This window comes from Flagellimonas rhodophyticola (assembly GCF_049332665.1).
Taxonomy (GTDB): Bacteria; Bacteroidota; Bacteroidia; order Flavobacteriales; family Flavobacteriaceae; genus Flagellimonas.
This window is the reverse complement of sequence record NZ_CP186326.1, coordinates 2776626-2799420: the sequence shown is the minus strand read 5'-3', so window position 1 is coordinate 2799420 and position 22795 is coordinate 2776626. Positions and strand designations below refer to the sequence as shown.

The window sequence follows — 22795 nt, the reverse complement described above, 5'->3', positions numbered from 1 at the left end:
AGATAGCGACGACACTAAAATTTTGTGCAGTAATGATTTTTTTATCAAGCTGCATAGAACCTTTTGAAGCTACTTTTGCCGATTTTGAGAGTGCAATCGTTGTTGAAGCCACGATAACAGATCAGCTGGAACAGCAACGGGTCTTTATAACAAGGACATTTGAGTTTGAGGCAGATGGACCCACGCCTGAAGCCAATGCCAATGTTCGCATTACCGGTGGAAGTGATACTTATATATTTCAGCAAATTACCCCAGGAGTATACCAATCCAATGTGGCATTTGCAGCTCAACCTAATGTATCCTATCAATTATTGATTGAAACTCAAGATGGAAGAACATATTCTTCCAATGAGATGGCATTACCGGCTACTACCCAAATCGATGAAGTGAGGGCAGAACGGATTACAAACGATGAAGGAGAGAATGGCGTAGCAATTCTAGTGGATAGTTTTGATCCTACGGGCAGTTCCGTTAATTATCGTTACGAATATCAAGAGACCTTTAAAATAATAGCGCCTTTCTGGAATCCAACGGACTTGGAAAAAGTACCCCTAGAAGAAATTACACGTCTTTGTGATGTTCGCACCATTCCCGATGTTAGATCCGAACAAGTGTGTTTTGGAACTGATTTGTCCAATGCCATAATTCAAACCAATACCTCAGATCTAGGTGAGGATAGAGTAGATGATTTTATGGTCAGGTTTATTGCTAGCGATAACTATATTATTTCACATAGATATAGCATCTTGGTGCGTCAATTGGTTCAATCCAATGAGGCGTTTATTTTTTATGAAACCCTGAACGAGTTTTCTGGGAATGAAAGTCTGTTCTCTGAAACCCAACCAGGGTTCTTGGAAGGCAATGTCTTTTCTGATTTAGATAGAAATGAAAAGGTGTTAGGTTATTTCGAAGTTGCTTCTGTAAGTGAGCAACGAATATTTTTCAATTATGAAGACCTCTATCCTGGAGAAGCGCTACCACCTTATGTAGACCCTTGCGCTATTAATTCCCCACCCTTGGTGTCTGGGTCAGTACCACCAAGATGCGTTTTGAGCACACAAGTAGAGCTTGGTTTGGTTGGATATGTTGATTTGAATGATACCCCGGGGCCTGGAGAAGGACCTTTTTTGATAGTTCCAAACGTTTGTGGTGATTGTTCCGAACTTGGAAACCCGAATCCCCCCGCTTTTTGGATAGAAGAATAATATGGAGATTAAAGGATTAAAATTTTAAAGGTATAGTGAAAAAAGGATTCTTAGTTATAATAGGCATACTATGTTACGGTTGCATTGAACCCTTTGAAGCCACTTTTGTGGATTTTGAAAGTGCACTCGTCATTGAGGCTACCATCACCAACGAATTTAAACAACAACAAGTTGTGCTTTCTCGCACCTATGAGTTTGAAGCTGATGGCCCAATCGCTGAATCCAATGCCAGTGTCAGTGTAAACGATTCATCTGGGAACACCTTTCAGTTTCAGGATATGGGTAATGGCGTTTACTTGTCCCAACAGGCTTTTTCGGCTCAGGCGGGGACAACTTACGAACTTTTCATTACAACCCAGGATGGTAGAAACTATGGGTCCAACTCGGTTCCATTTTCGCTTGGAACTTCAATAGATGGAATTTCTGCAGAGCGAATTACAAATGACGATGGAGTAGATGGTATGGCTATTCTTGTCAACAGTTTTGACCCAACGGGCAATTCCAACAACTATCGATACGAATATTCAGAAACCTACAGGGTAATTGCCCCGTCATGGTTCCCAGTTGCTTTAATTGGTGACCCAGAACCAGATAGCGGTTGCAATGTGGTACCCGTAAATAATGATTTTCTTGAAAGGGTATGTTATCCGACAGACTTTTCGAATGATATTATACTTACCTCAACCGAGGATCTTGCAGAGGATAGGGTAAGCAATTTTATGGTTCGATTTGTTTCAAGGGATAACTACATCATTTCACATAGGTATAGCATTTTGGTGCGCCAGTTTGTGCAATCCAATGAGGCCTTCACCTTTTATGAACGATTGAATGAGCTTTCAAGTTCTGAAAGTTTGTTTTCTCAGATTCAACCAGGGTTTTTACAAGGGAACGTATTGTCCTTAGAAAATCAAGATGAGAAGGTTTTGGGATTTTTTGATGTTAGTACGGTCTCGGAGCAGCGCATTTTCTTTAACTATGATGATTTTTATCCTGGAGAACCTTTGCCTCCCTATGTGGAGTCATGTAGACCGAGTACTCCAGTTATTGCCAACATGGGAGGGTGTGTTTTGCGTCCCCTTCTGGAGTCAGGGCAAGGAGTTTACACAGGAGATCATGAACCGACAAGCGCAAACGAAGGGCCATATTTAATTGTTTCCAGGGTTTGCGGTGATTGCTCAGTATTAGGAACTAGTGAACTTCCAGATTTTTGGGTTGAATGACGGATGATATTTTCAAATATCGCTGTGAGTTGGCCCTTTTGGCATTTTTGCCATTTACTGGCTGCATAGAGCCTTTTGAAACAGAATTTATTGAATTTGAGGATGCTTTTGTGGTGGACGCCACGATAACAGATGAGATGAAACAACAAGAGATAAATTTAACGCGAACCTATAGATTCCAGGATGATGGACCATCCGGTGAATCTGACGCTTTAATTTCCGTTGTCGATGGTCAAGGGAATAGTTATGCTTTTCAAGAAACGGATAGTGGAAATTACCGGTCAAATGTTGCTTTCGCTGCAACTCCAGATACTGATTACCAACTATTGATAACTTCAGCTTCTGGAAAACGATATAGCTCTAGTTTAATGAGACTGCCTTCCACCAATCAAATAGATAGCATCTATGCGCAACGTATAACCAATGATTTTGGTGAAGACGGAATGGGAATATTCGTTAATACATCAAATTCCTCAGAAACGACTAATTTTTATCGTTTTGAATATGAAGAAACGTATAAGGTAATTGCTCCAAGATGGATTCCCAAAGAATTGGAAGTTGTAGAAACAACACCTCCCAGCGTTATAATTGTGCCGAGATCTTTGGAAGAAAGGGTTTGTTACCCCTCAAGAATGTCCAATGGCTTGATTTTAACAGATACTGAGGATTTTGAGTCAGGAAGAGTGTCCAATTTTATGGTACGCTTTATAGACAGTGATAACTATATCTTATCCCATCGCTACAGCATTTTAGTTAAACAGTACACCCATACTTTGGAAGCTTATACATTTTTAGAAACATTGAACGAGTTTTCGACCAGTGAGAGTGTTTTTTCAGAAACGCAACCGGGATTTCTAGAAGGGAACATTTCGTCTTTGGAGGATTCAAATGAAAAAGTTTTGGGCTTTTTTAATGTATCCGCCGTGGATGAAAAACGAATTTTCTTTAACTATGAGGACTTTTTTCCAGGTGCCGCATTGCCACCATACATAAACCCTTGCGTAGAATCGGCTCCTTTCAATGGATTGTTTGATTTGATTCGATGGGATTTGATTAAATATATAAAAGATAATGAAGGGGAATTTACTTCAGATAATAGTGGCCCATATGTTACAGTTCCTCAGGTTTGTGGAGACTGCACAATTTTGGGTCCATCCGAAGTCCCCGATTTTTGGACAGAATAAATTTGAATTATGAAAAATATTAGCATTGTATTCGTTTTATTGTTGAGTTCGGCGACAGTCTTTGGTCAGTTGTCCAATTCAAAAGCTGTGAATTCTTTTGAAAATCTGCCCAAAGAGCGGGTTTATGTTCATCATAACGAATCCCTGTTATTCTCTGGGGAATACTTGAGATATAAAGTGCATTGTATTGACAAAAGCACGAAAGCGGCTAGTGACATAAGCAAAATTGCATATGTCTCGCTTATCGACAGCAATGGAAAGGCTGTGTTTACCCATAAGGTACGACTGAGTAAAGGTTCTGGATATGGGGATTTCTTTATCCCAACATCCGTACCAACCGGAAGTTATAAATTGTTGGGCTATTCCGAATGGATGAAAAATTTTGAAGTATCAGGATTCTTTCAAACGGATATGCATATTATCAATCCATATCAAGTTACCACAGAATCTCATCTAGAACCAAAGAAAGACTCTTTACAGGAAGCAATCGATGCTAGGATGTTGTCAGTTTCCAATAGCGCTTCTATAGAAAATAAAGCGGTTAAAAGTGCTTTCTTGGATTTAAGTCTTGATAAATCAGTGGTTGGAAAAAGGGAGAAAGTCACCGTATCCATTAGCACAGATAACCTAGCTTCGAGAGGCGGGGACTATACCATTTCCGTCAGAAAACTGGATTCAATTTCCTCTCCAGAACGGATTTCTTCACTATCCTTTTATAATAGCTATGTCGTAAAAGGAACAAACACGATGACTCCCGGAGACAAGATTGCCCATTTACCGGAGTTAAGAGGAGAAGTAATCTCTGGAAGTATAATGGATAAGGAAAGTAAACAACCGATAGAAGGGCAAAGAATCTCCCTTTCATTACCTGGCGATAAATACTTGTTAAAGGTTGCTACGTCCGATATCAATGGACGGTTCAAATTTATCACGAAGCGCGAATACGACAACGTTAATGCTGCCTTGCAGATACTATCCGATGATTGGGATAAGTATGAAGTGGTCTTGGACTCTCCAGACCTGAATATCGAGGTTACGGACTTTTCAGACTTCAAGCTTTCAAAAAAAATGAATGCTTACATCCTAGAAAAGAGTATTCAAAATCAAATAGAAAATGCCTTTAGGGAAAAACGGTCGGATGCCATTCTTCCTGCGGAACATTTGGCTCCTTATTACCGGGAATTTGAGGTAAACTATGACCTCGATGATTACACCAGATTTAATAGCTTGCAAGAAACAATAGTCGAAGTTGTGGACCAGGTATCCGTAAGAAGATTGAATAATGGAGAACGCGTTTTTGAAATTAGACCTGCCGAAGGCTTTACAGACCTTAGTATGTTGCCCATGGTTTTTGTGGATGGCCTATTCTTAAAACGCCACGAAGATTTTATGGACTACAGCGCAAAAAAAGTCATGAGCATCAGTTTTTCAAGAGATAAAGTAATGTTGGGCTCGCAAGCTTTTCAAGGAGTTTTATTTTTCAAAACCATTGAAGGCGGGTTTTATGATGACTTTTACGCACCACATATTAAAAATGTTGAACTTTTTAAACCACAACCAAGGAAAACATATTTTACCCAAGAGTACTCCGAGAAGGGAGAAGATGATCGGATTCCCGATTTTAGACATCAATTGCTTTGGAATCCCATGCTTAACATTTCTGATGGTCAAAAAGAGGTGATTTTCTATACATCCGATGTTACCGGAGACTATGAATTGGTTATAGAAGGCTTTACGTCAAATGGAAATCCTGTTTCCGCTAAAGAACGTTTTTCAGTAAAATAGCTATCTGCATTTTGACAACGGAGTGTTGTTAATTTCCTTAAAACGGGATTGATTTGAGATAAGTTAATCCACGCATTTAGGTAGAACTTACCTTTGGGATAGTTGTTTATAGAAATAATTATGCATAGTTGGCTATGATAATTACATTCATAAGTATGAAGAAATATTTCCACACTTATGTTTTTCTTCAATAGTTGTCATATTACCACTTGTACAACAATTAAAGTCTTCCTTCTGACTTTTTTAAGCTCTTTTTTTGCTCCATTTTATTTGATGTCCCAAAAGGTCCAAAAAGGTGAAGAGGAATATTATGAGTGGTTTGATAAAGCAATGGGGATTGAAAACACCGCATTATACAATGGTATAGGCTACGTAGAAAAATATAAGGTAATCAACAATTATCATAAGTTCTATAAAACCACTGATTTCCTGAAGGGTTCCATTGTCTATGATGGACACCATTATTTTGGATTGGAAATGAAATACGATTTGGATGAAGATTTGGTTTTATTGAATCTAAAGAAAGGGTTGCGAATTGTTCTGCTGCAACTCATTAAAAGCAAGGTTGATAGTTTTATTATAGATGGACATAAATTCATTAATATCAGGGATAGTTTACCAAATAATCCCGGTATTTCAGGTTTCTATGAGGTGCTTTTGGAAAACCAACACCTTAAACTTTTCGAAAAACACAAAAAAAAGAGATTCCAAAAAGCTGGGAACAATTCTGTGTATTATGAGTTCAAAAGCAGGAATGTTATGTTTCTATTTTACAATCAACAGTATTATCCATTGAGAAATAGGAAGGATTTAGTAAAAGTTTTTCCAGAATATAAAAAAGAGATTGAGGGATTATCGAAGAAAAAATTCCCTAAATCCAATACAAGAGATTATCTAATTACACTTTCTAATAGGATTTCCGGGTTACTTGCGGAAGACCGAAAATTGGTACAATGAAACATGTTCTTACGATAATGGTATTGCTCAGCTTTAAATTGGTCATGGCCCAAAATGACTCAATTAAAGTATCAATATCATTTAATGATCAGAACATTGTCGATGTTTTAAATGAAATAGAAGAGCTAACGGAGTATCGTTTCTATTATGTTCAAGATTGGTTGGCTGATACAAAAATTTCTGGAAGTTATGAGGATGTCGAAATCCAGGAATTACTTGAAAACATATTCAATGAAACAATCATCAATTTTTACATCTTAAAAGATAAGAGAGTTGCTTTGAACAGAAACAATATTATCTATGATCAATTGCCACCTGGTTTTTTTGGTGCTTTAAAAAAGGAAGACAAACCTAAAAACCAAAACAGGGTTGTAGCGAATAACCCCATATTACTTTCAAAAGAGAATGCTTCGGAGAGACGAGAAGTGGAAACGGTGAGGATAGGGAAAGAACACATTACTGAAAGAAAAGGATTTGTTTTAAACGGATATATAAAAAGCAGGAATTCCGGGGAACCTATTCTCAACCTTTCGATAATCATTAAGAATAGAGATATCGGAGTGGTTACCGATGCTACTGGATTTTATGAGATAGAATTACCGCCGGGATTGAGTATATTGGAAACAAGCTCCCTTGGATTTCAACCTATTCAAAAAAACATTATCATCTATAATGATGGAAATCTGGATATAACCCTTGATCAAAGCATTGAAAGGTTAGAAGAAGTTGTGGTCAGCGCCGATGCAGACAAAAATGTTGAGGAAGCTATCATGGGAACCACAGAAATTTCATCGGAAGAAACAAAAAACATACCTGTTGTTCTTGGAGAAAGAAATATTCTAAAAGTTGCCACTGCTTTGCCCGGAATTAGTTCGGCCGGAGAAGGCGCTACCGGATTCAATGTTAGAGGGGGTAACGCGGACCAAAATTTGGTACTTATGGACAACGCGGTAATTTACAATCCCACCCACTTTTTTGGCATTTTCCAGGCAATGAACCCCTTTACGGTTCAAGATTTGACAATATATAAAGGAAGTATTCCAGCTGAATTTGGAGGTCGGTTATCCTCAGTTTTCGATATAACGAATAAAAATGCAAACACGGAAAAGTTCGCTGGTGAAGCTTCAATCGGTCCGGTTACCAATAATATTGCACTCGAAATTCCAATTATTGATAAGAAGTCAGCCTTGCTGATTGGTGGAAGAAGTTCCTACTCCGATTGGATATTAAGGTCATTGGAAGAAGAGTCATTAAAAAACAGTCAAGCTTCATTTTATGACTTACTAGCAAAGTACGACCATAAGGTAAACCAGAACAACGATATACAGTTTTCCGGGTATTATAGCCGGGATGCTTTTAGCATAACATCAGACTCATTGTACAATTACAGCAATAGATTGTTCTCATTAAACTGGAACCATAAATTCAACGAAAAAAACACCGGTAGTTTGCAATTGACGAATAGCGAATACAGGTTTAACATTGATTTTGATGGTGAATCGGATACTGATTTTCGATTTGGGTACAAAGTAAACGAGACCGCGTTAAAACTTAAAATGAACTATTTATATAATCGTTCACATAATTTTGAATATGGTATTGCATCCAAACTGTATTTAGTAAATCCTGGAGATATAAACCCGACAGGTTCATTATCTATCGTAGAATCTTTAAGAATACCAAGGGAAAAAGCTCTTGAATCAGCCGTTTTTTTATCAGACACCTATGCCGTGAACGACAAATTGTTGTTGGATTTGGGGTTTCGATATTCTATTTATTCAAGTTTGGGGGAATCCGAACAGCGTATTTATGAAGCAGGCTTACCGAAAGACGAAGGGACATTGATTGATAGGGTTCAATATGGAAACAATGAGGTGATAAAAACATATACAGGACCCGAGTTCAGGGTATCAGGAAGGTATTTTTTAGCTGAAGACTTTTCTGTAAAAGCGAGCTATAATAGCACTTTTCAATACATTCATACATTATCGAACAATACTACCGTATCACCTATAGATACATGGAAACTCTCAGATATAAACATAGAACCACAAAGAGCACGGCAATATGCCCTAGGATTGTACAAAAATTTTGACGGCGATAATTTTGAACTGAGTCTAGAGGGGTATTATAAAAAATCCAAAAATAATCTTGATTTTAAAGTAGGGGCGGACCTGTTGTTAAATGAAAGTATTGAGACCGAAGTATTGCAAGGAGAAGGTAAGGCCTATGGCGTAGAGTTTTTACTCAGAAAAAATAGAGGTAAGTTCAACGGTTGGTTGGGATATACATACTCTAGATCTTTTTTGAAACTGGACAGTGACTTTGCGGAGGAAACAGTAAACAACGGCGAATATTTTCCAGCTAATTATGACAAACCGCATGACCTTAGTCTTGTGGCAAATTATAAGCTCACAAAACGATTTAGTTTTTCGGCCAACGTGGTTTACCAGACCGGGAGACCAGTTACATACCCTATTGGAAGTTATACATTTAGGGGCGCGGAATATGCATTTTATAGCGATCGAAACAAATTTAGAATTCCGGACTATTATCGAGTAGACCTAAGTTTTAATGTTGAAGGCAACCATAAGTTGAAAAAATTGGCTCATAGCTTTTGGAATATTTCGGTTTATAACGTGTTAGGCAGAAACAACCCATACTCTGTATTTTTTGTTACAGAAAGTGGGCAGATAAAAGCTTATAAAAGTTCAATTTTTTCAATACCAATACCAACGATAACTTATAATTTCAAATTCTAAGTGTCCTTGACTTGAATAAGTTCAAAATGTATAGATGTTATCTTTTTTTTCTAATCGTTCTTAGCAGCTGTGTTGAGCCCTTTGAAGCTACAACAGAAGAATTTGAAAGTGCCTTGGTAATTGATGCATTGATAACCAACGAACTCAAATTCCAAACAATATCTTTGACGAGAACATATCGTTTCGAGGAAGAACCAGAAGGAGAGACCAATGCTATTGTTAGTATTTCTGGAGATGACGGAGAGGAGTATAATTTCAATGAAAGCTCACCGGGAATATATGTTTCATCCATAATGTTCAATGCGAAGCCAAATGTCAATTATGAACTGTCCATAACCACTAGCGCAGGCAGTTCTTATGTATCTAAACCAACCTTACTTACCAAGAGCTTGGCAATGGACGATTTATACGCATCCGTAGTAACAAACGACCAAAATGTAGAAGGCGTGTCAATCATGGTGGACACCTTCGATCCTCAAGCTGAATCACTCTACTATAGATTTGATTATGAAGAAACCTATAAAATTGTTGCACCAAATTGGAACCCACAAGATTTATATATTGTCTCAGAAACTCCACCTATTCTTGGTTTTGAAATTAGACCTAGGGAAGAAGAAGTCTGCTATAACACCGTTAACTCCATCAAAATAATTTTGGCGAATACCAGTGGGTTCACTGAGGATAGACTTTCAGGTTTCCAGGTGAGATTTATAGGCAGAGATGACTATATAATAGGTCATCGGTATAGCATTTTGGTAAAACAATATGTGATTTCAAGAGAAGCGCACGCCTTTTATAAAACCCTAAGTGAACTTTCTGGGTTGGAAAGTATATTTTCCGAGAATCAGCCGGGATTCTTTAATGGTAACATTGTGGCACAGAATGACCCTAGGGAAAAAGTAATTGGATTTTTTGACGTATCGGCCGTGAACCAAGAAAGAATATTTTTTAATCACCAAGATTTCTTTCCTGATGATTTGATTCCTGCCTACCCCAATGATTGTTTTGTTACCAACCCTGTAATTTCCGAGGTGATCAATGGGGTAAGGTTTAATAATATTAAGTTTTTTGGGGTGCCAGGTCCTGATGAACCTCGAGATGGACCTTATAAGGTGGTGCCCAGGGTCTGCGGTGATTGCACAGTTCTTGGTGACAGTGAAATCCCAGATTTTTGGATAGAATAATATGAACTCAATAAAAAACATAGCAAAATTATTCTGGGTTGTTTTCATCGTTCCATGCTGTTCGTTCGGTCAATTGAGTTCGTCAGATGCTGATTTTAATGCGGCTTATCCCAACATTCCTCAAGAAAAAATATTCATTCACTACAATACCAGCCTGTTGTTTTCAGGTGAATATTTGTATTATAAAGTGTATAACCTTAATTGCGAGTCCAACGAGTTAAGCAATCTCAGCAAGATTGCCTATGTAGAATTGGTTGATGAAGACATGCAATCCATATTTAAGCATAAAATCCGCTTGGTAAAAAGCGCAGGGCAGAGTGATTTTTTTATTCCCGCTACGGTTCCATCAGGAAATTACAAACTCCTAGGATATACACAATGGATGAAAAATGGTAATCAAGACAATTTTTTTCAAGGGGATATAGCAATAATTAACCCATACCAAAGTAATCAGGAGCGAATACTCCTAGAAGAGGATACCTTAAAATTGAAAACTTCAGTTCAAGCAAAACATAAAAGCATTTTGACGGAAGGTGTTGGCACCAATAACTGGAAAAGTGATGGATTTGAAAAAGACATTTTTAATAAAAGATCCAAAGTAGTTTTTAGTTTGAAGAACTTTTTTGATAACTATTCCGAAGGAACCTATTCACTCTCCGTTAGAAGGATTGACACTATAACCACGCCCATCAGACCAACTTCTAAAAAAGAATTTTCTAAACCAGGACAACAGAAAACCAATGATTTTTGGAAGGAACCAAATAATAGGATGTTTTATCCAGAATTACGAGGAGAACTTATTTTTGGTAAAATCACCCCAAAAGATTCCATCAGCAGTATAAATAATATTGAAGTTGCAATTTCAATTCCCGGAAAAGAGGGTCATGAATTAAAAGTAATAAATACCGATGAAGATGGTAGATTTTATGCGAATCTTGAAAAGGAATACAATGGTACGCAAGCCATTGTTCAGGTACTTGGCGAAAATAGGCATAACTATAACGTAGTTTTGGACCAAGGGCAATCAACAAACTATCCGGAAATGACCTTCAATAAGTTCGGGATAACCCCTGAAATGGAAGATATCATTCTAGAAAGAAGTGTTCACAATCAAATCGAAAATGGATATTTTCAGATAAAATCAGACACTTTAAAGCAGGTTTCGCCCATTGAGCAATCCTATGAAAATATTATGACGATCTATAATTTGGATGACTATACCCGCTTTTCCACAATCAGCGAAACCTTGGTTGAAGTGGTTGAATTGGTGTGGGCCACTAAGACCCAAAAAGGAGGGACTTTTTATGTCAAGGAACATAATTATGATACATTTTTAAGTCCTGAATTTTCCCCTTTGATTATTGTTGATGGTATCTTGATACAAGATCAGAACCACCTTTTAGAATACAATGCCAGAAATGTAAAAAGCATTAGTTTTTTACGAAGTAAATATGTGGTAGGCCAGAAAATTTTTCAAGGAGTACTAATGGTTGATACCATAGATAGAGATTATAAATCCCCAGAATTGGGCGAACATATAATCACCGTGAATTTATTTAAACCTGAGCCAGACAAAAAATACTATAAACAGCGGTACGATGAAACTGAGGGCGGTAAAACGGTTAAAACACTAGATTTTAGATATCAATTACTTTGGGAGCCAAATCTTGATATTTCCAGTGAAAATGAAGAGGTTATTTTCTTTACTTCCGATATTGTTGGTGACTACGAACTGATCATAGAAGGGTTTACGTCAAATGGAAACCCGGTATCCGTCAAAGAAAGGTTTACGGTTAAATAGAACTGTACTACTTTTTAAGCATCATAAAAGAACCTTCTTTTTATGCTTATAAAAGTTTATGGCAGCGCGGTATTTGGGGTTGAGGCCCAAACCATTGTGGTAGAAGTCAATGTTGATCAAGGTATCGGTTATCATTTGGTGGGATTACCCGATAATGCTGTTAAAGAAAGTAACTTTCGCATTGCTGCTGCACTTCAAAATAATGGTTTTCGAATTCCTGGAAAGAAAATAACAATTAATATGGCTCCTGCAGACCTTAGAAAAGAAGGTTCAGCCTACGACCTCACTTTAGCGATTGGTATTCTTGCCGCCTCCAAGCAAATTCAATCTGAGAATATTGAGGCATATGTCATAATGGGTGAACTTTCTTTGGATGGAAGTCTGCAGCCTATAAAAGGAGCCTTGCCAATAGCTGTAAAAGCTCGAGAAGAAGGCTTCAAGGGTTTTATCCTCCCCATGGAAAATGCTATGGAAGCTGCTGTTGTAGATGATCTGGAGGTGTTTGGTGTGGAGAACATAAGTGAGGTGATTGATTATTTTGATCAGAAAAGCCAACTTCAACCAACCAGAGTAGATACCAGAACTGAATTTTTTAAGAATGTACATTTTCCTGAATTTGACTTTTCCGATGTAAAGGGACAAGAAGGCATAAAACGGTGCATGGAAATTGCAGCAGCTGGAGGGCACAATGTCATTTTGATAGGTCCTCCGGGAGCGGGTAAAACGATGTTGGCCAAACGACTACCATCAATTTTACCACCCATGACACTTCAAGAGGCTCTTGAGACTACTAAAATCCATAGTGTTATTGGTAAATTAAAGAACACTGGATTAATGAGCCTAAGGCCATTTCGTAACCCACATCATACCATTAGTAGTGCAGCTTTGGTAGGAGGTGGAAGTTATCCGCAGCCCGGTGAAATTTCGTTGGCGCACAATGGTGTCCTTTTTTTGGATGAATTGCCTGAATTTGAACGAAGAGTGCTTGAAGTCATGCGTCAGCCTATGGAAGATAGAGAGGTAACCATTTCAAGGGCCAAGTTTTCCGTAACCTATCCAAGCAGCTTTATGCTAGTCGCCAGTATGAACCCAAGTCCCTCGGGGTATTTTAATGATCCGGATGCACCTCAAACTTCATCTCCATCGGAAATGAAACGTTATTTGAACAAAATTTCTGGGCCATTGTTGGATAGAATCGATATCCATATTGAAGTTGTACCTGTTCCATTCGAAAAATTGTCCAATAAAAGTACGGGAGAATCCAGTAGTGTCATTCGTGGGAGGGTGGTAGCGGCTAGGGCAATCCAAAATCACAGATTTTCATCCTTTAGTAATGTGCATTACAACGCACAAATGAACACAAAACAGATACAACGGTTTTGCGCTTTAGATGAGCGATCCATGGACTTGTTGAAGAAAGCTATGGAACGGTTAAATCTTTCAGCCAGAGCATATGACAGGATATTAAAACTGGCTAGAACAATCGCTGATTTAGAGAAAACTGAAAAAATTGCAACTCCGCATGTATCTGAAGCCATTCAATACAGGAGTTTGGATAGGGAAGGGTGGTTGGGCTAACTATAATTTCTCAATTTAATGGTCCATTGATAGCGTTTAAAAAGTTTTATGCTTAGATAAAGGGCCAAATGGATCGAATTTAGTTTTTTCTTAAATCTGATTGTTGGTTTGTTGAAATATTCACTAATGCTGTATTTCGTGTCGATTCCTTTTTCCTTCAACATGCAGTAGCCCTGATAACGTAAGTATGGCGCCATATTTTTCCCTCGATATGATTCAAAAGTGTACATGTTCTTGAGATAGCTCTCATTAGGCTTTAGTTCAAAACTTTTTCCACGAAAATTTAGATGGTTGTTTTGAATAAACATATACGCAACAATGTCATCATGCCTTTTAATTCCTATACAGGTTTGACCATTTTCTAAGTTTTTTTTGAGGTTTTTATGTCCGATACCACGAATACGTTGTTGAATAATATCTATTTCACTAAATCCGAAATATGATACCGCATAATCCTTCGGATTATCTTTTATTTTTGGAGGTGTGATTGGAGTTACCTCTTCCTTCACCCAATAATATGGCATAAAATCAAGTCCCACTCCGGCTAATCTATTTCTAACACCAAGAAGGAGTCCGCCGTGCTTAACAATCTTCCAAACCCAATTGATTTTATCTGGGAGGGTGTTCTTACCTGTTTCCATCTAGAGTGTTAGTTATTTTTCAGACCTTCCATATTCTTTCTCATTGTTTCGAAGTTTCATTTTACTACTAAATTCCATAGGAGACATAATAGCTCTCTCGTTTGCATTGGCTATTGTATGAACCCTTTTGACTAAATCTGAGTTGGAAGCCAATTTAGTGCGCTTTTGGTCATACCAAATATTATCCTCAATACCAACACGTACGCCTCCACCAATTGCAATCGCAATAGAGTTCATTTTCAATTGTTCATTTCCAATCCCTGCCAAACTCCACAACGAATTTTCTGGAAGATCATTTAGCATAACCCCGGCGTTGAGCAAATTGGCCTGGGCACAGGCAATATTTCCCAAAAGAAGGTTGAAATAAAACGGCGGCTTTAACAATCCCTTTTTTTCTAAATACTTTGCATAATTGATCATGCCGATATCAAAGACTTCCAACTCGGGGACTATGCCATTTTTCATCATAATACCCGCCAAGTCTTGAATCATTTTAGGAGAATTGATGCTCGCCGTTGAATTAAAATTCAACGAGCTTAACGTAAGACTACCCATATCGGGCTTTAGATTGCCTTCCAAAAAAAGAGGGTCTGCCCGTAGCTCAAGTTCAGAAAAATTTCGGCCGCTCAACGATACACATATGACGAGCTGAGGGGCATATTTTCGTATACCTTCTATGATTTGCCCATAGATTTCCTTTTTATAGGTGGGAATTCCGCTTACTTCTTCGCGTGCATGAAGATGCACCATGGTTATTCCAATTTCATCTGCCTCCAGCACGTTTTCAACTATTTCTGACACACTAATTGGAACATGAGGGGTCATTTCCTTGGTCGGAATCATTCCGGTAGGCGTGAAATTGATTATTAAGTTTTCAGACATAGTATGTTTTACTGGTAACAACTAAAGTACGGAGTGCTGTGGAAGATGAGTATTATTATGGACAGACTAACAATTTATTGGATGAGTTACCAAAACACTACTTATAAAAATGAATTAAAAAATGTATACAGCTAGAGATAAATTTCAAAGAGATTATGTTTTAAGGGATTAGTAATCAATATTTTAAAAAAATCTAGCAAAAACTTTAAATAATCAAAAAATAAAGTTAAATCCTACATTAAAACGTGCATAAGACTGCTTGGGTTGTACTTTTGCGGCCGTTTTTTAGAGAATTGAGCTATGCAATGTGTGGAACTGAACCCAGCGGGTAATTTTGACCCATGGGAGCCAAAAATGATAGATGAGCTTCTTCATCAAGAAATTAAAGATTCATTGGGAGAACGACTGGTTTTCGAAAACGAAACTGTGAAACTATGGGACATACGCCTTGAGCCCGGAGAACGGATACCCTTTAGAAAACATAATGCAAATTATAATTGGGTATGCGTTACCGGAGGCTTGGCGCTTACCCGCCATGGTAATGGCAAAATTAGCATGGTAAAATTGGAACCTGGGGAAACAGAATATTGGGAATTTGAAGGAAAGAACTACACCAATGATCTTGAGAACATTGGTGATAGAACAATCGCTATAAATGTTTTGGAATACAAAGAATCCAGTGACATAGGAAAACTTCTCTGTTCCGATTAAATAACCTTGGTGTTGGCTTTTAGACCTGTGATAATGCCAAGTATATTTTGCACAGTATCTTCCAAATAATATTTTACTGCTAAATGAGGTATTCGTATGGTGGTAAAGCCATTTTTAAAGGAATGCATCGCTTCCTCTAGGTCGTTAATGGCTTGCTCATGGGTTATCATGTTGTAATCTTTATCAATTTCAATGTTAAGTTTTACCCTTGAAATTGCGACATCCACTGATTTTTTACCATCCCACCATTCTAACATAGGATGTGCTCCCGCTTCTTTTAAGGCATAGAAGAGTTGAATCGCTTCTAGCGGTGTATTGTTGTCAAGGATAATCTTTTTAATAAGTCGGGTGTGTCGTTCGCAAAGTTCAACGCCCAAAGAGTCCATGGATGCGTTGTATTGCTCACGCCCGATACTTTTTTCACAATCTTTACAAGTCATGAGTATAGGTCAAGTTTTGGTCAATAATATGATTTGGGATTATTATAACTTTGACATTCTTCTAATCGTATAAATCTTCGACGTACTGCACCCCATTTTTAGATGAAATACATTTTTTTAGATGAAACGCACATTTTCTGACAAAACATTTTAATTTCAGCGTAAGAAAAATAAGAGATATGTTCAAAAAAATCGGCCCTGGAGTATTAGTTGCAGCTGCGTTTGTTGGCCCAGGAACCATCACCATATGCACATTAGCCGGTGTCAATTTCGGTTATGCCCTAATTTGGGCGGTAGTTCTGTCCATTGTGGCAACAATTGTACTTCAAGAAATGGCCGGAAGAATAGGAGTAGTTTCCCAAACAGGCCTTGTTGATGTATTAAAAGCTGAGCTCAACGTAACTTGGTTACGAAATACAGTATTAGGAATTGTACTTGCTGCTATTCTAATAGGAAATGCTGCCTATGAGGGCGGTAATATTGGTGGGGCTACCTTAGGATTGCAAGGACTTTTCGGTCAAGGAACATTTGAGACCTTCTATCCTTTAATTGTAGGAATCTTGGCATTCCTTTTATTATGGTGGAGCAATTATAAAACTTTGGAAAAAATCTTTGTTGGACTTGTTGCTGTAATGGGGATTTGTTTTGTGTTATGCGCTATTATTACAAAACCATCTATTAGTGAAGTGTTCAATGGGATGTTCATTCCAAAATTGCCTGAGGGCAGCTTACTTACTGTAATAGCATTGGTAGGAACAACGGTTGTGCCTTATAATCTGTTTTTGCATGCATCCTTAACTAAGGAAAAATGGAAATCTACAAATGACTTAAGAGATGTAAAACGAGATACCATTATTTCAATAGCACTGGGTGGTTTTGTATCAATCGCCATATTGATTACTGCAGCTGCAGCGCCAATTCAAAATGTGGATAATGTTCTTGATATGGCAATTGGACTAGAACCTCTATTTGGGAAAATGTCGCGTTACTTTCTAGGTATCGGATTGCTGGCGGCAGGAATCACTTCGGCAATAACGGCACCTTTGGCAGCGGCATTTGTAACTAGCAGTTGTTTTGGGTGGGATAATGGGATGCAAAACAAAAAGTTTAAACTGACATGGGCCATTGTACTGTTTTCAGGAGTAGCATTCCTTTCCTTTAATATCAAACCAATACAGATCATTCAATTTGCCCAAGTCGCCAATGGCGTATTACTTCCAATAATGGCCATATTGTTACTTTGGGTAGTGAACAAGAAATCCGTAATGGGTACTCATACAAACAGTATGACCCAGAATGTTTTTGGATTTTTGATCGTAGGGTTTTCGATTTTTCTTGGAGTAAAGAGTATTTTAAAGGTAATTGGATTGTTTTAAATGAAGAAGTGGTCTATTGATATCAATTGCGATGTTGGGGAAGGGGTTGGAAACGAAGATGACCTACTTCCGTTCATAAGCTCTTGCAACATTGCATGCGGAGGGCATGCTGGAGACATTGGGTCGATGGAATATGTGATTGGACTAGCCAAAAAGCATCATGTGAAAATTGGAGCACACCCTTCATATCCGGATAAAATAAATTTTGGAAGACAAGTACTTTCAATATCAGATGATGATTTGAAAACAAGTATTATCGACCAGTTAAGAACCTTTAACAGGGTGCTTGAAAAAGAAAACGCTCAACTTCATCATATAAAAGCGCATGGTGCTTTGTATAATGAAACGGCAAAGAATAAATCCTTGGCCCTACTTTATTTGAATGCCATCAAACCGTATCTGGGAAATACATTCGTATATGTTCCGTATGGTTCCGTAATAGCGGAATTAGCTATAGAAAATGGCATCAAAATTATTTATGAAGCGTTTGCCGACCGAAACTATAACACAGATTTAAGTTTGGTTTCCCGTCAATTGAGTAATGCATTGATTGAGGAGCCCCAAAAGGTTTTGGAGCACATTCTTTTAATAATCAAAAAAAGTAAGTTAAAGACCGTTACCAAAGAAGAAATTGAAATAAAGGCGGATACATTATGTATTCATGGAGATACGCCTTCCGCATTACAAATATTGATGTATCTTTCCCGAGAATTACCCAATAGTGGAGTGCAGCTGAAGTGAAGAACTATTCCATCAACATTAAACCCTTCGGAAAACGGGCCGTTCTTATTGAATGGCCAAAAAAAGTGGACGAATCCATTTTAGAGGATATTCTTGATTTCTCAAATAGTTTTAAAAACTTGAACCTTCCAAATTGGGAGATGTCTGCTGCATATAATTCCCTCACCATGGTCAACAACGCAGAGGATATTGACTTTGTAGAAATGGTGCCCTTAATTAAAGATTGTTACTCCAAAAAAACTAGCTCAGACAATAAAAGTAAACGCTTTCTATGGAGAATACCGGTATGTTATGATTCGGATTTTGCCATCGACTTAGAGGAGACTTCAAAAACCTTAGGTGTTCCTGCCAAGGAATTAATAGACTTACACACCGCTAACCAATATACTGTATACGGCATAGGTTTTTTACCCGGCTTCATGTATTTGGGAGGACTCCCTACCGAACTAGAAATACCACGGCGTAAAGAACCCAGATTGTTGGTGAATAAAGGTTCTGTCGGACTAGCAGGAAAGCAAACTGGAATTTACCCTCAAGATTCTCCTGGAGGTTGGAATATCATCGGCAGTTGTCCTGTTCCAATTTTTGATGCGAGGGTCGAGAATCCTTGTTTCGTGAATGTTGGGGATAAGATTCAGTTTTATCAAATATCAAAGGCGGAATACGATTTGCATAAAATAGAAACAGAGGTGGGAATATATAAACTTGAAAAAACCCCATTGCATGCTTAAGGTCTTAAAATCAGGTTTTTTCCTTACCATTCAAGATTTAGGACGATTTGGCAATCGGCATATAGGTGTACCCGTTTCTGGCGCACTGGATTCCGTTTCAGTAAAAAGAGCAAATAAAATGTTGGGGAATGATCCCAAGGATGCGGTATTGGAAATAACGATGACCGGACCTACTTTGCAGTTTGAGGCAACAACTTACATATGTCTTTCAGGTGCTGAACTTTCAGCAACATTGAACAATAAGCCAATAGATAATAATCAGGTAATCAGGGTTAATCAGGGTGACATATTATCCTACGGCAAGTTGGAAAATGGTTTTCGAAACTATTTGGCGGTAAAAGGAGGCTTTAAATCTGAAGAAATTCTGGGGAGCAGATCACAATACTATCCTGTTACTCATAAAAAATGCTTGAAAGATGGTGATGAAATTTCATTTAATGAGATACAATCATTTGAACCTTCGATTTCCGAAGTAAAAACCAAAAATCACTACGAGCTTGATTATTTAGAAGTAGATAAAGGACCGGAATATGATATGCTTTCAGATAAACAACTAGAGTCACTCTTTTCCAGGCAGTTTACAGTATCCAAAGCCAATAATAGAATGGCATATCAAATAGAAGAACTCATTACAGGTCATGATACTAACATGTTGACATCTGGAACAATACCAGGTACCGTCCAGTTTACCCCCGCAGGTAGATTAATAGTCCTAATGAAAGACAGTCAAACAACGGGTGGGTATCCTAGAATTCTACAACTTACGGAAGAGGCCATAAGCGTATTGGCTCAGAAAAAATTTGGAGACACACTGACCTTTAAGCTTTTATAATCTCTTATAAACTTGGTCAAAAGGAATACGAAATCGTGGGCCATAAACCCCATGTTCCTCTCGTACCCCACAACCAATGACCATATTTATTTCACTGCTAGAGGGTAATCCAAGAATTTTTTTTATGCGCAAAGAATCATGCCCTTCCATCGGGCAGGTATCATATTCGATGGCCGCCATGCTGACCATAAAATTCTGTGCGGCAAGACCTGCACTTTTATGGGCGACAATCCGCATGTCAGATTGTCTTACCTGTCTATATGTTGGTTTAAACATACCAACAATCTGAAACATAAAATATTTTATCCATCCCAACAATCCAAGAAAATCAAAATAAACCGTTGGCATAATTTTCTCATAATAATTCAAAGCGAATTTTTCAGGTTTACTATATTCTTCTCTAGGTTTTTTGCCAAAACTGGATTTTAAAAAGCTAAGATTGGCTTTTATTCGACTCCTCCATAAATCTTTTCGAACCACAACTACAATAATTTGTTGTGCTGTTTTTGCCGCCTTCTGACCTAGGCATGCAACGCTTAATTTGTCCAAAGTATGGGGTTGGGTTACATGATAAAACTCCCAAAGTTGAAGATTGCTGCTGGTTGGTGCCAAAACCGCATTTTCAACACATTTCTTTACTTTGTCTGAATCCAACTTGATATCGTCTTTGAATATGCGGACGGACCGTCGATACTGAATAGCATCGGTAACACTTTTTTCCATAGCTTTAAAGATATCGAAAACAATATTTTTTTGTACTATTGAAGTATGAAACAAAATAATACAATCAATAACGTCGTCATTATTGTTCCCTTTAGGGAATGATACAGACTTGCCATTGATTGAGAAAAGCCTGTATCGAATGAGATACAGGCTTTTTTTATGCGTATTGAAACTAAATGAATATGGGATTTTAAAATAAGATAAAATATTGAAATTCAGTTAAATACGTATTTATTGATGCAGATGGATTTAGAACCACTTAAACTGTTAAAATTATTGGGTATTTGAAACATCTATCTTTGGATAGTAGAGTAAATTCAACGGAATTCTGGATTAGAAAGAATATTATTAATGGAATTGAATAAGTATAGTAAAAATGTAACCCAAGACCCAACGCAGCCTGCCGCTCAAGCAATGTTATATGCGATTGGATTGACCGAGGAAGACCTTAAAAAGCCATTGGTGGGGATTGGGAGCACAGGGTATGAAGGGAACCCATGTAACATGCATCTGAATGAGTTGTCAACCTATGTAAAGGAAGGAACTTTTGAAGGTGATTTGGTAGGACTTATCTTCAATACAATCGGCGTTAGTGATGGAATTTCAATGGGAACATACGGAATGCGTTATTCACTTCCATCTAGAGATATTATTGCAGATTCCATGGAAACAGTTGTTCAGGCCATGAATTATGATGGCTTGGTAACTGTGGTTGGTTGTGACAAGAACATGCCGGGTGCACTAATGGCCATGATCCGCTTGGATAGGCCTTCCGTTTTGGTATACGGAGGTACAATTTCACCTGGATGTTTGAACGATAAAAAGCTGGATGTAGTTTCTGCGTTTGAAGCTTGGGGCGAAAAGGTCGCTGGAACCATGAATGAGGATGAATATAAAAGCGTAATTCAGAATGCATGCCCTGGTGCTGGAGCGTGTGGCGGAATGTATACGGCAAACACAATGGCATCAGCAATTGAAGCACTAGGTATGTCATTGCCATATAGTTCTTCAAACCCAGCAGTGGGTGGTCATAAAAAGAAAGATTGTGTTGACTCGGGCAAGGCATTAAAACATCTACTCGAGAATGATATTAAACCAAGTGACATCATAACCAAAAAGTCCTTGGAGAATGCAGTCCGCTTAATAACCATATTAGGTGGGTCCACAAATGCAGTACTTCATTTCTTAGCCATTGCCAAAGCGGCAGAAATCGATTTTGGACTAGAAGATTTTCAACGTATAAGTGATACAACTCCGTTTTTGGCTGACCTTAAGCCCAGTGGTAAATACTTGATGGAAGATCTTCACAACGTAGGAGGGGTGCCTGCCGTCATGAAATTCATGCTGAAACATGGAATGCTTCATGGTGATTGCCTTACTGTAACGGGAAAAACCATTGCAGAAAACCTGGAAGAGGTTGCTGATTTGTCTGAAGGGCAAAAAGTGGTTATGGATTTAGACAATCCAATTAAAGAAACAGGGCACTTAAGAATTCTATACGGGAATTTGGCCAGCGATGGCGCAGTGGCCAAAATAACAGGAAAAGAAGGTCTGCATTTCTCAGGACCTGCCAAAGTTTTTGAAGGGGAGTTTGCTGCAAATGACGGCATCAAAAATGGCCTGGTTAAGAAAGGTGATGTTGTGGTAATTCGATATGAAGGACCTAAAGGAGGGCCTGGAATGCCAGAAATGCTCAAACCTACAGCTGCGATTATGGGAGCTGGCTTGGGTAAAGATGTAGCCTTGATAACAGATGGTCGATTCTCAGGTGGAACCCACGGTTTTGTGGTGGGACATATTGCACCTGAAGCTCAGGAGGGAGGTGCTATCGGACTAGTTGAAGATGGAGATGTGATAACCATTGATGCGGAGAAAAATAGCATCAGTGTAGCAGTTTCCGCAGAAGAATTGAGCAGAAGAAAGGAAAATTGGGAACAACCTCCTCTTAAGGTAAGAAAAGGTAGTTTGTACAAATACGCCAAAACGGTATCCTCAGCCTCGCTAGGTTGTGTTACCGACATGATTTAAAAACATTTCCCAAA

Annotated in this window: 19 protein-coding genes; 15 read left to right on the top strand and 4 right to left on the bottom strand. The window is 38.2% G+C overall.

Features of this window, described 5'->3' with window-relative positions; translation table 11 throughout:
• Positions 1 to 32: 32 nt before the first annotated feature.
• The 9 genes from ACOKFG_RS12520 to ACOKFG_RS12480 all read left to right on the top strand — a co-directional run bounded on the left by ACOKFG_RS12520 (position 33) and on the right by ACOKFG_RS12480 (position 13676).
• Complete coding sequence (locus ACOKFG_RS12520) at positions 33 to 1205, top strand: DUF4249 domain-containing protein (protein ID WP_298790037.1); 1173 nt, start codon at positions 33 to 35, stop codon at positions 1203 to 1205.
• Between the two features lie 35 nt (positions 1206 to 1240).
• Complete coding sequence (locus tag ACOKFG_RS12515) at positions 1241 to 2425, top strand: DUF4249 domain-containing protein (RefSeq protein ID WP_298790036.1); 1185 nt, start codon at positions 1241 to 1243, stop codon at positions 2423 to 2425.
• Positions 2422 to 3609, top strand: a complete 1188-nt coding sequence (locus tag ACOKFG_RS12510) for a DUF4249 domain-containing protein (RefSeq protein ID WP_298790034.1) — start codon at positions 2422 to 2424, stop codon at positions 3607 to 3609. The genes ACOKFG_RS12515 and ACOKFG_RS12510 overlap by 4 nt, the downstream gene beginning before the upstream one ends.
• A 9-nt stretch (positions 3610 to 3618) precedes the next feature.
• The gene (locus ACOKFG_RS12505) at positions 3619 to 5394 is read left to right on the top strand and encodes a hypothetical protein (protein ID WP_299485585.1); all 1776 of its coding nucleotides are present in this window, start codon (positions 3619 to 3621) and stop codon (positions 5392 to 5394) included.
• A 273-nt stretch (positions 5395 to 5667) separates the two neighbouring features.
• Positions 5668 to 6351, top strand: coding sequence for a hypothetical protein (locus ACOKFG_RS12500; protein ID WP_422861389.1), 684 nt, complete (start codon positions 5668 to 5670; stop codon positions 6349 to 6351).
• Positions 6348 to 9113, top strand: coding sequence for a TonB-dependent receptor (locus tag ACOKFG_RS12495; RefSeq protein WP_422861388.1), 2766 nt, complete (start codon positions 6348 to 6350; stop codon positions 9111 to 9113). Before ACOKFG_RS12500 ends, ACOKFG_RS12495 begins: the two co-directional genes overlap by 4 nt.
• Before the next feature lie 26 nt (positions 9114 to 9139).
• Entirely contained in the window at positions 9140 to 10297 is a 1158-nt protein-coding gene (locus tag ACOKFG_RS12490; protein ID WP_299485579.1) for a DUF4249 domain-containing protein, read from the top strand.
• 1 nt (position 10298) lies between these two features.
• A complete protein-coding gene (locus ACOKFG_RS12485) occupies positions 10299 to 12098 on the top strand; it encodes a hypothetical protein (protein ID WP_299485577.1) in 1800 nt (599 codons plus the stop codon).
• 42 nt (positions 12099 to 12140) lie between these two features.
• Positions 12141 to 13676, top strand: coding sequence for a YifB family Mg chelatase-like AAA ATPase (locus ACOKFG_RS12480; protein ID WP_299485575.1), 1536 nt, complete (start codon positions 12141 to 12143; stop codon positions 13674 to 13676).
• Here the strand turns inward: ACOKFG_RS12480 and ACOKFG_RS12475 are convergent.
• Positions 13673 to 14317 (bottom strand): hypothetical protein, encoded by a 645-nt coding sequence (locus ACOKFG_RS12475; protein ID WP_299485573.1) that lies wholly within the window; start codon positions 14315 to 14317, stop codon positions 13673 to 13675. The two genes, ACOKFG_RS12480 and ACOKFG_RS12475, sit on opposite strands and share 4 nt — an antisense overlap.
• A 12-nt stretch (positions 14318 to 14329) precedes the next feature.
• Positions 14330 to 15199: a 3-keto-5-aminohexanoate cleavage protein gene (locus ACOKFG_RS12470; RefSeq protein WP_422861387.1), complete on the bottom strand. Its 870-nt coding sequence runs from the start codon at positions 15197 to 15199 to the stop codon at positions 14330 to 14332.
• Positions 15200 to 15499: 300 nt separating this feature from the next.
• Between ACOKFG_RS12470 and ACOKFG_RS12465 the strand changes: the two genes are divergently transcribed.
• A complete protein-coding gene (locus ACOKFG_RS12465) occupies positions 15500 to 15910 on the top strand; it encodes a hypothetical protein (protein ID WP_298790016.1) in 411 nt (136 codons plus the stop codon).
• On the opposite strand, the gene ACOKFG_RS12460 is transcribed toward ACOKFG_RS12465, so the two are convergent.
• Positions 15907 to 16350 carry a hypothetical protein gene (locus tag ACOKFG_RS12460; protein WP_298790014.1) on the bottom strand — a complete coding sequence of 148 codons (444 nt, stop codon included), beginning with the start codon at positions 16348 to 16350 and terminating at the stop codon, positions 15907 to 15909. The genes ACOKFG_RS12465 and ACOKFG_RS12460 overlap by 4 nt on opposite strands.
• A gap of 179 nt (positions 16351 to 16529) precedes the next feature.
• Here ACOKFG_RS12460 and ACOKFG_RS12455 point away from each other — a divergent pair, with 179 nt between their 5' ends.
• The 4 genes from ACOKFG_RS12455 to ACOKFG_RS12440 are packed head-to-tail and all read left to right on the top strand — an operon-like array spanning position 16530 to position 20030.
• Positions 16530 to 17726, top strand: a complete 1197-nt coding sequence (locus ACOKFG_RS12455; RefSeq protein WP_422861386.1) for an Nramp family divalent metal transporter — start codon at positions 16530 to 16532, stop codon at positions 17724 to 17726.
• Positions 17727 to 18467: a 5-oxoprolinase subunit PxpA gene (gene pxpA, locus ACOKFG_RS12450; RefSeq protein ID WP_422861385.1), complete on the top strand. Its 741-nt coding sequence runs from the start codon at positions 17727 to 17729 to the stop codon at positions 18465 to 18467.
• The gene (pxpB, locus tag ACOKFG_RS12445; RefSeq protein WP_422861384.1) at positions 18464 to 19198 is read left to right on the top strand and encodes a 5-oxoprolinase subunit PxpB; all 735 of its coding nucleotides are present in this window, start codon (positions 18464 to 18466) and stop codon (positions 19196 to 19198) included. The genes pxpA and pxpB overlap by 4 nt, the downstream gene beginning before the upstream one ends.
• A complete protein-coding gene (locus ACOKFG_RS12440; protein ID WP_422861383.1) occupies positions 19191 to 20030 on the top strand; it encodes a biotin-dependent carboxyltransferase family protein in 840 nt (279 codons plus the stop codon). The genes pxpB and ACOKFG_RS12440 overlap by 8 nt, the downstream gene beginning before the upstream one ends.
• On the opposite strand, the gene ACOKFG_RS12435 is transcribed toward ACOKFG_RS12440, so the two are convergent.
• Entirely contained in the window at positions 20025 to 20753 is a 729-nt protein-coding gene (locus tag ACOKFG_RS12435; RefSeq protein ID WP_422861382.1) for a nitroreductase family protein, read from the bottom strand. The genes ACOKFG_RS12440 and ACOKFG_RS12435 overlap by 6 nt on opposite strands.
• Positions 20754 to 21104: 351 nt before the next feature.
• Here ACOKFG_RS12435 and ilvD point away from each other — a divergent pair, with 351 nt between their 5' ends.
• The gene (gene ilvD, locus ACOKFG_RS12430) at positions 21105 to 22781 is read left to right on the top strand and encodes a dihydroxy-acid dehydratase (protein ID WP_298790000.1); all 1677 of its coding nucleotides are present in this window, start codon (positions 21105 to 21107) and stop codon (positions 22779 to 22781) included.
• Positions 22782 to 22795 lie beyond the last annotated feature (14 nt).

Excerpts from the sequence above, each read along its gene's own strand:
- ACOKFG_RS12520 (WP_298790037.1), top strand. The coding sequence starts at position 33 with ATGATTTTTTTATCAAGCTGCATAGAACCTTTTGAAGCTACTTTTGCC.
- ACOKFG_RS12510 (WP_298790034.1), top strand. The coding sequence starts at position 2,422 with ATGACGGATGATATTTTCAAATATCGCTGTGAGTTGGCCCTTTTGGCA.
- ACOKFG_RS12505 (WP_299485585.1), top strand. The coding sequence starts at position 3,619 with ATGAAAAATATTAGCATTGTATTCGTTTTATTGTTGAGTTCGGCGACA.
- ACOKFG_RS12500 (WP_422861389.1), top strand. The coding sequence starts at position 5,668 with ATGTCCCAAAAGGTCCAAAAAGGTGAAGAGGAATATTATGAGTGGTTT.
- ACOKFG_RS12495 (WP_422861388.1), top strand. The coding sequence starts at position 6,348 with ATGAAACATGTTCTTACGATAATGGTATTGCTCAGCTTTAAATTGGTC.
- ACOKFG_RS12490 (WP_299485579.1), top strand. The coding sequence starts at position 9,140 with ATGTATAGATGTTATCTTTTTTTTCTAATCGTTCTTAGCAGCTGTGTT.
- ACOKFG_RS12485 (WP_299485577.1), top strand. The coding sequence starts at position 10,299 with ATGAACTCAATAAAAAACATAGCAAAATTATTCTGGGTTGTTTTCATC.
- ACOKFG_RS12480 (WP_299485575.1), top strand. The coding sequence starts at position 12,141 with ATGCTTATAAAAGTTTATGGCAGCGCGGTATTTGGGGTTGAGGCCCAA.
- ACOKFG_RS12475 (WP_299485573.1), bottom strand. The coding sequence starts at position 14,317 with ATGGAAACAGGTAAGAACACCCTCCCAGATAAAATCAATTGGGTTTGG.
- ACOKFG_RS12470 (WP_422861387.1), bottom strand. The coding sequence starts at position 15,199 with ATGTCTGAAAACTTAATAATCAATTTCACGCCTACCGGAATGATTCCG.
- ACOKFG_RS12465 (WP_298790016.1), top strand. The coding sequence starts at position 15,500 with ATGCAATGTGTGGAACTGAACCCAGCGGGTAATTTTGACCCATGGGAG.
- ACOKFG_RS12460 (WP_298790014.1), bottom strand. The coding sequence starts at position 16,350 with ATGACTTGTAAAGATTGTGAAAAAAGTATCGGGCGTGAGCAATACAAC.
- ACOKFG_RS12455 (WP_422861386.1), top strand. The coding sequence starts at position 16,530 with ATGTTCAAAAAAATCGGCCCTGGAGTATTAGTTGCAGCTGCGTTTGTT.
- pxpA (WP_422861385.1), top strand. The coding sequence starts at position 17,727 with ATGAAGAAGTGGTCTATTGATATCAATTGCGATGTTGGGGAAGGGGTT.
- ACOKFG_RS12440 (WP_422861383.1), top strand. The coding sequence starts at position 19,191 with ATGCTTAAGGTCTTAAAATCAGGTTTTTTCCTTACCATTCAAGATTTA.
- ACOKFG_RS12435 (WP_422861382.1), bottom strand. The coding sequence starts at position 20,753 with ATGGAAAAAAGTGTTACCGATGCTATTCAGTATCGACGGTCCGTCCGC.
- ilvD (WP_298790000.1), top strand. The coding sequence starts at position 21,105 with ATGGAATTGAATAAGTATAGTAAAAATGTAACCCAAGACCCAACGCAG.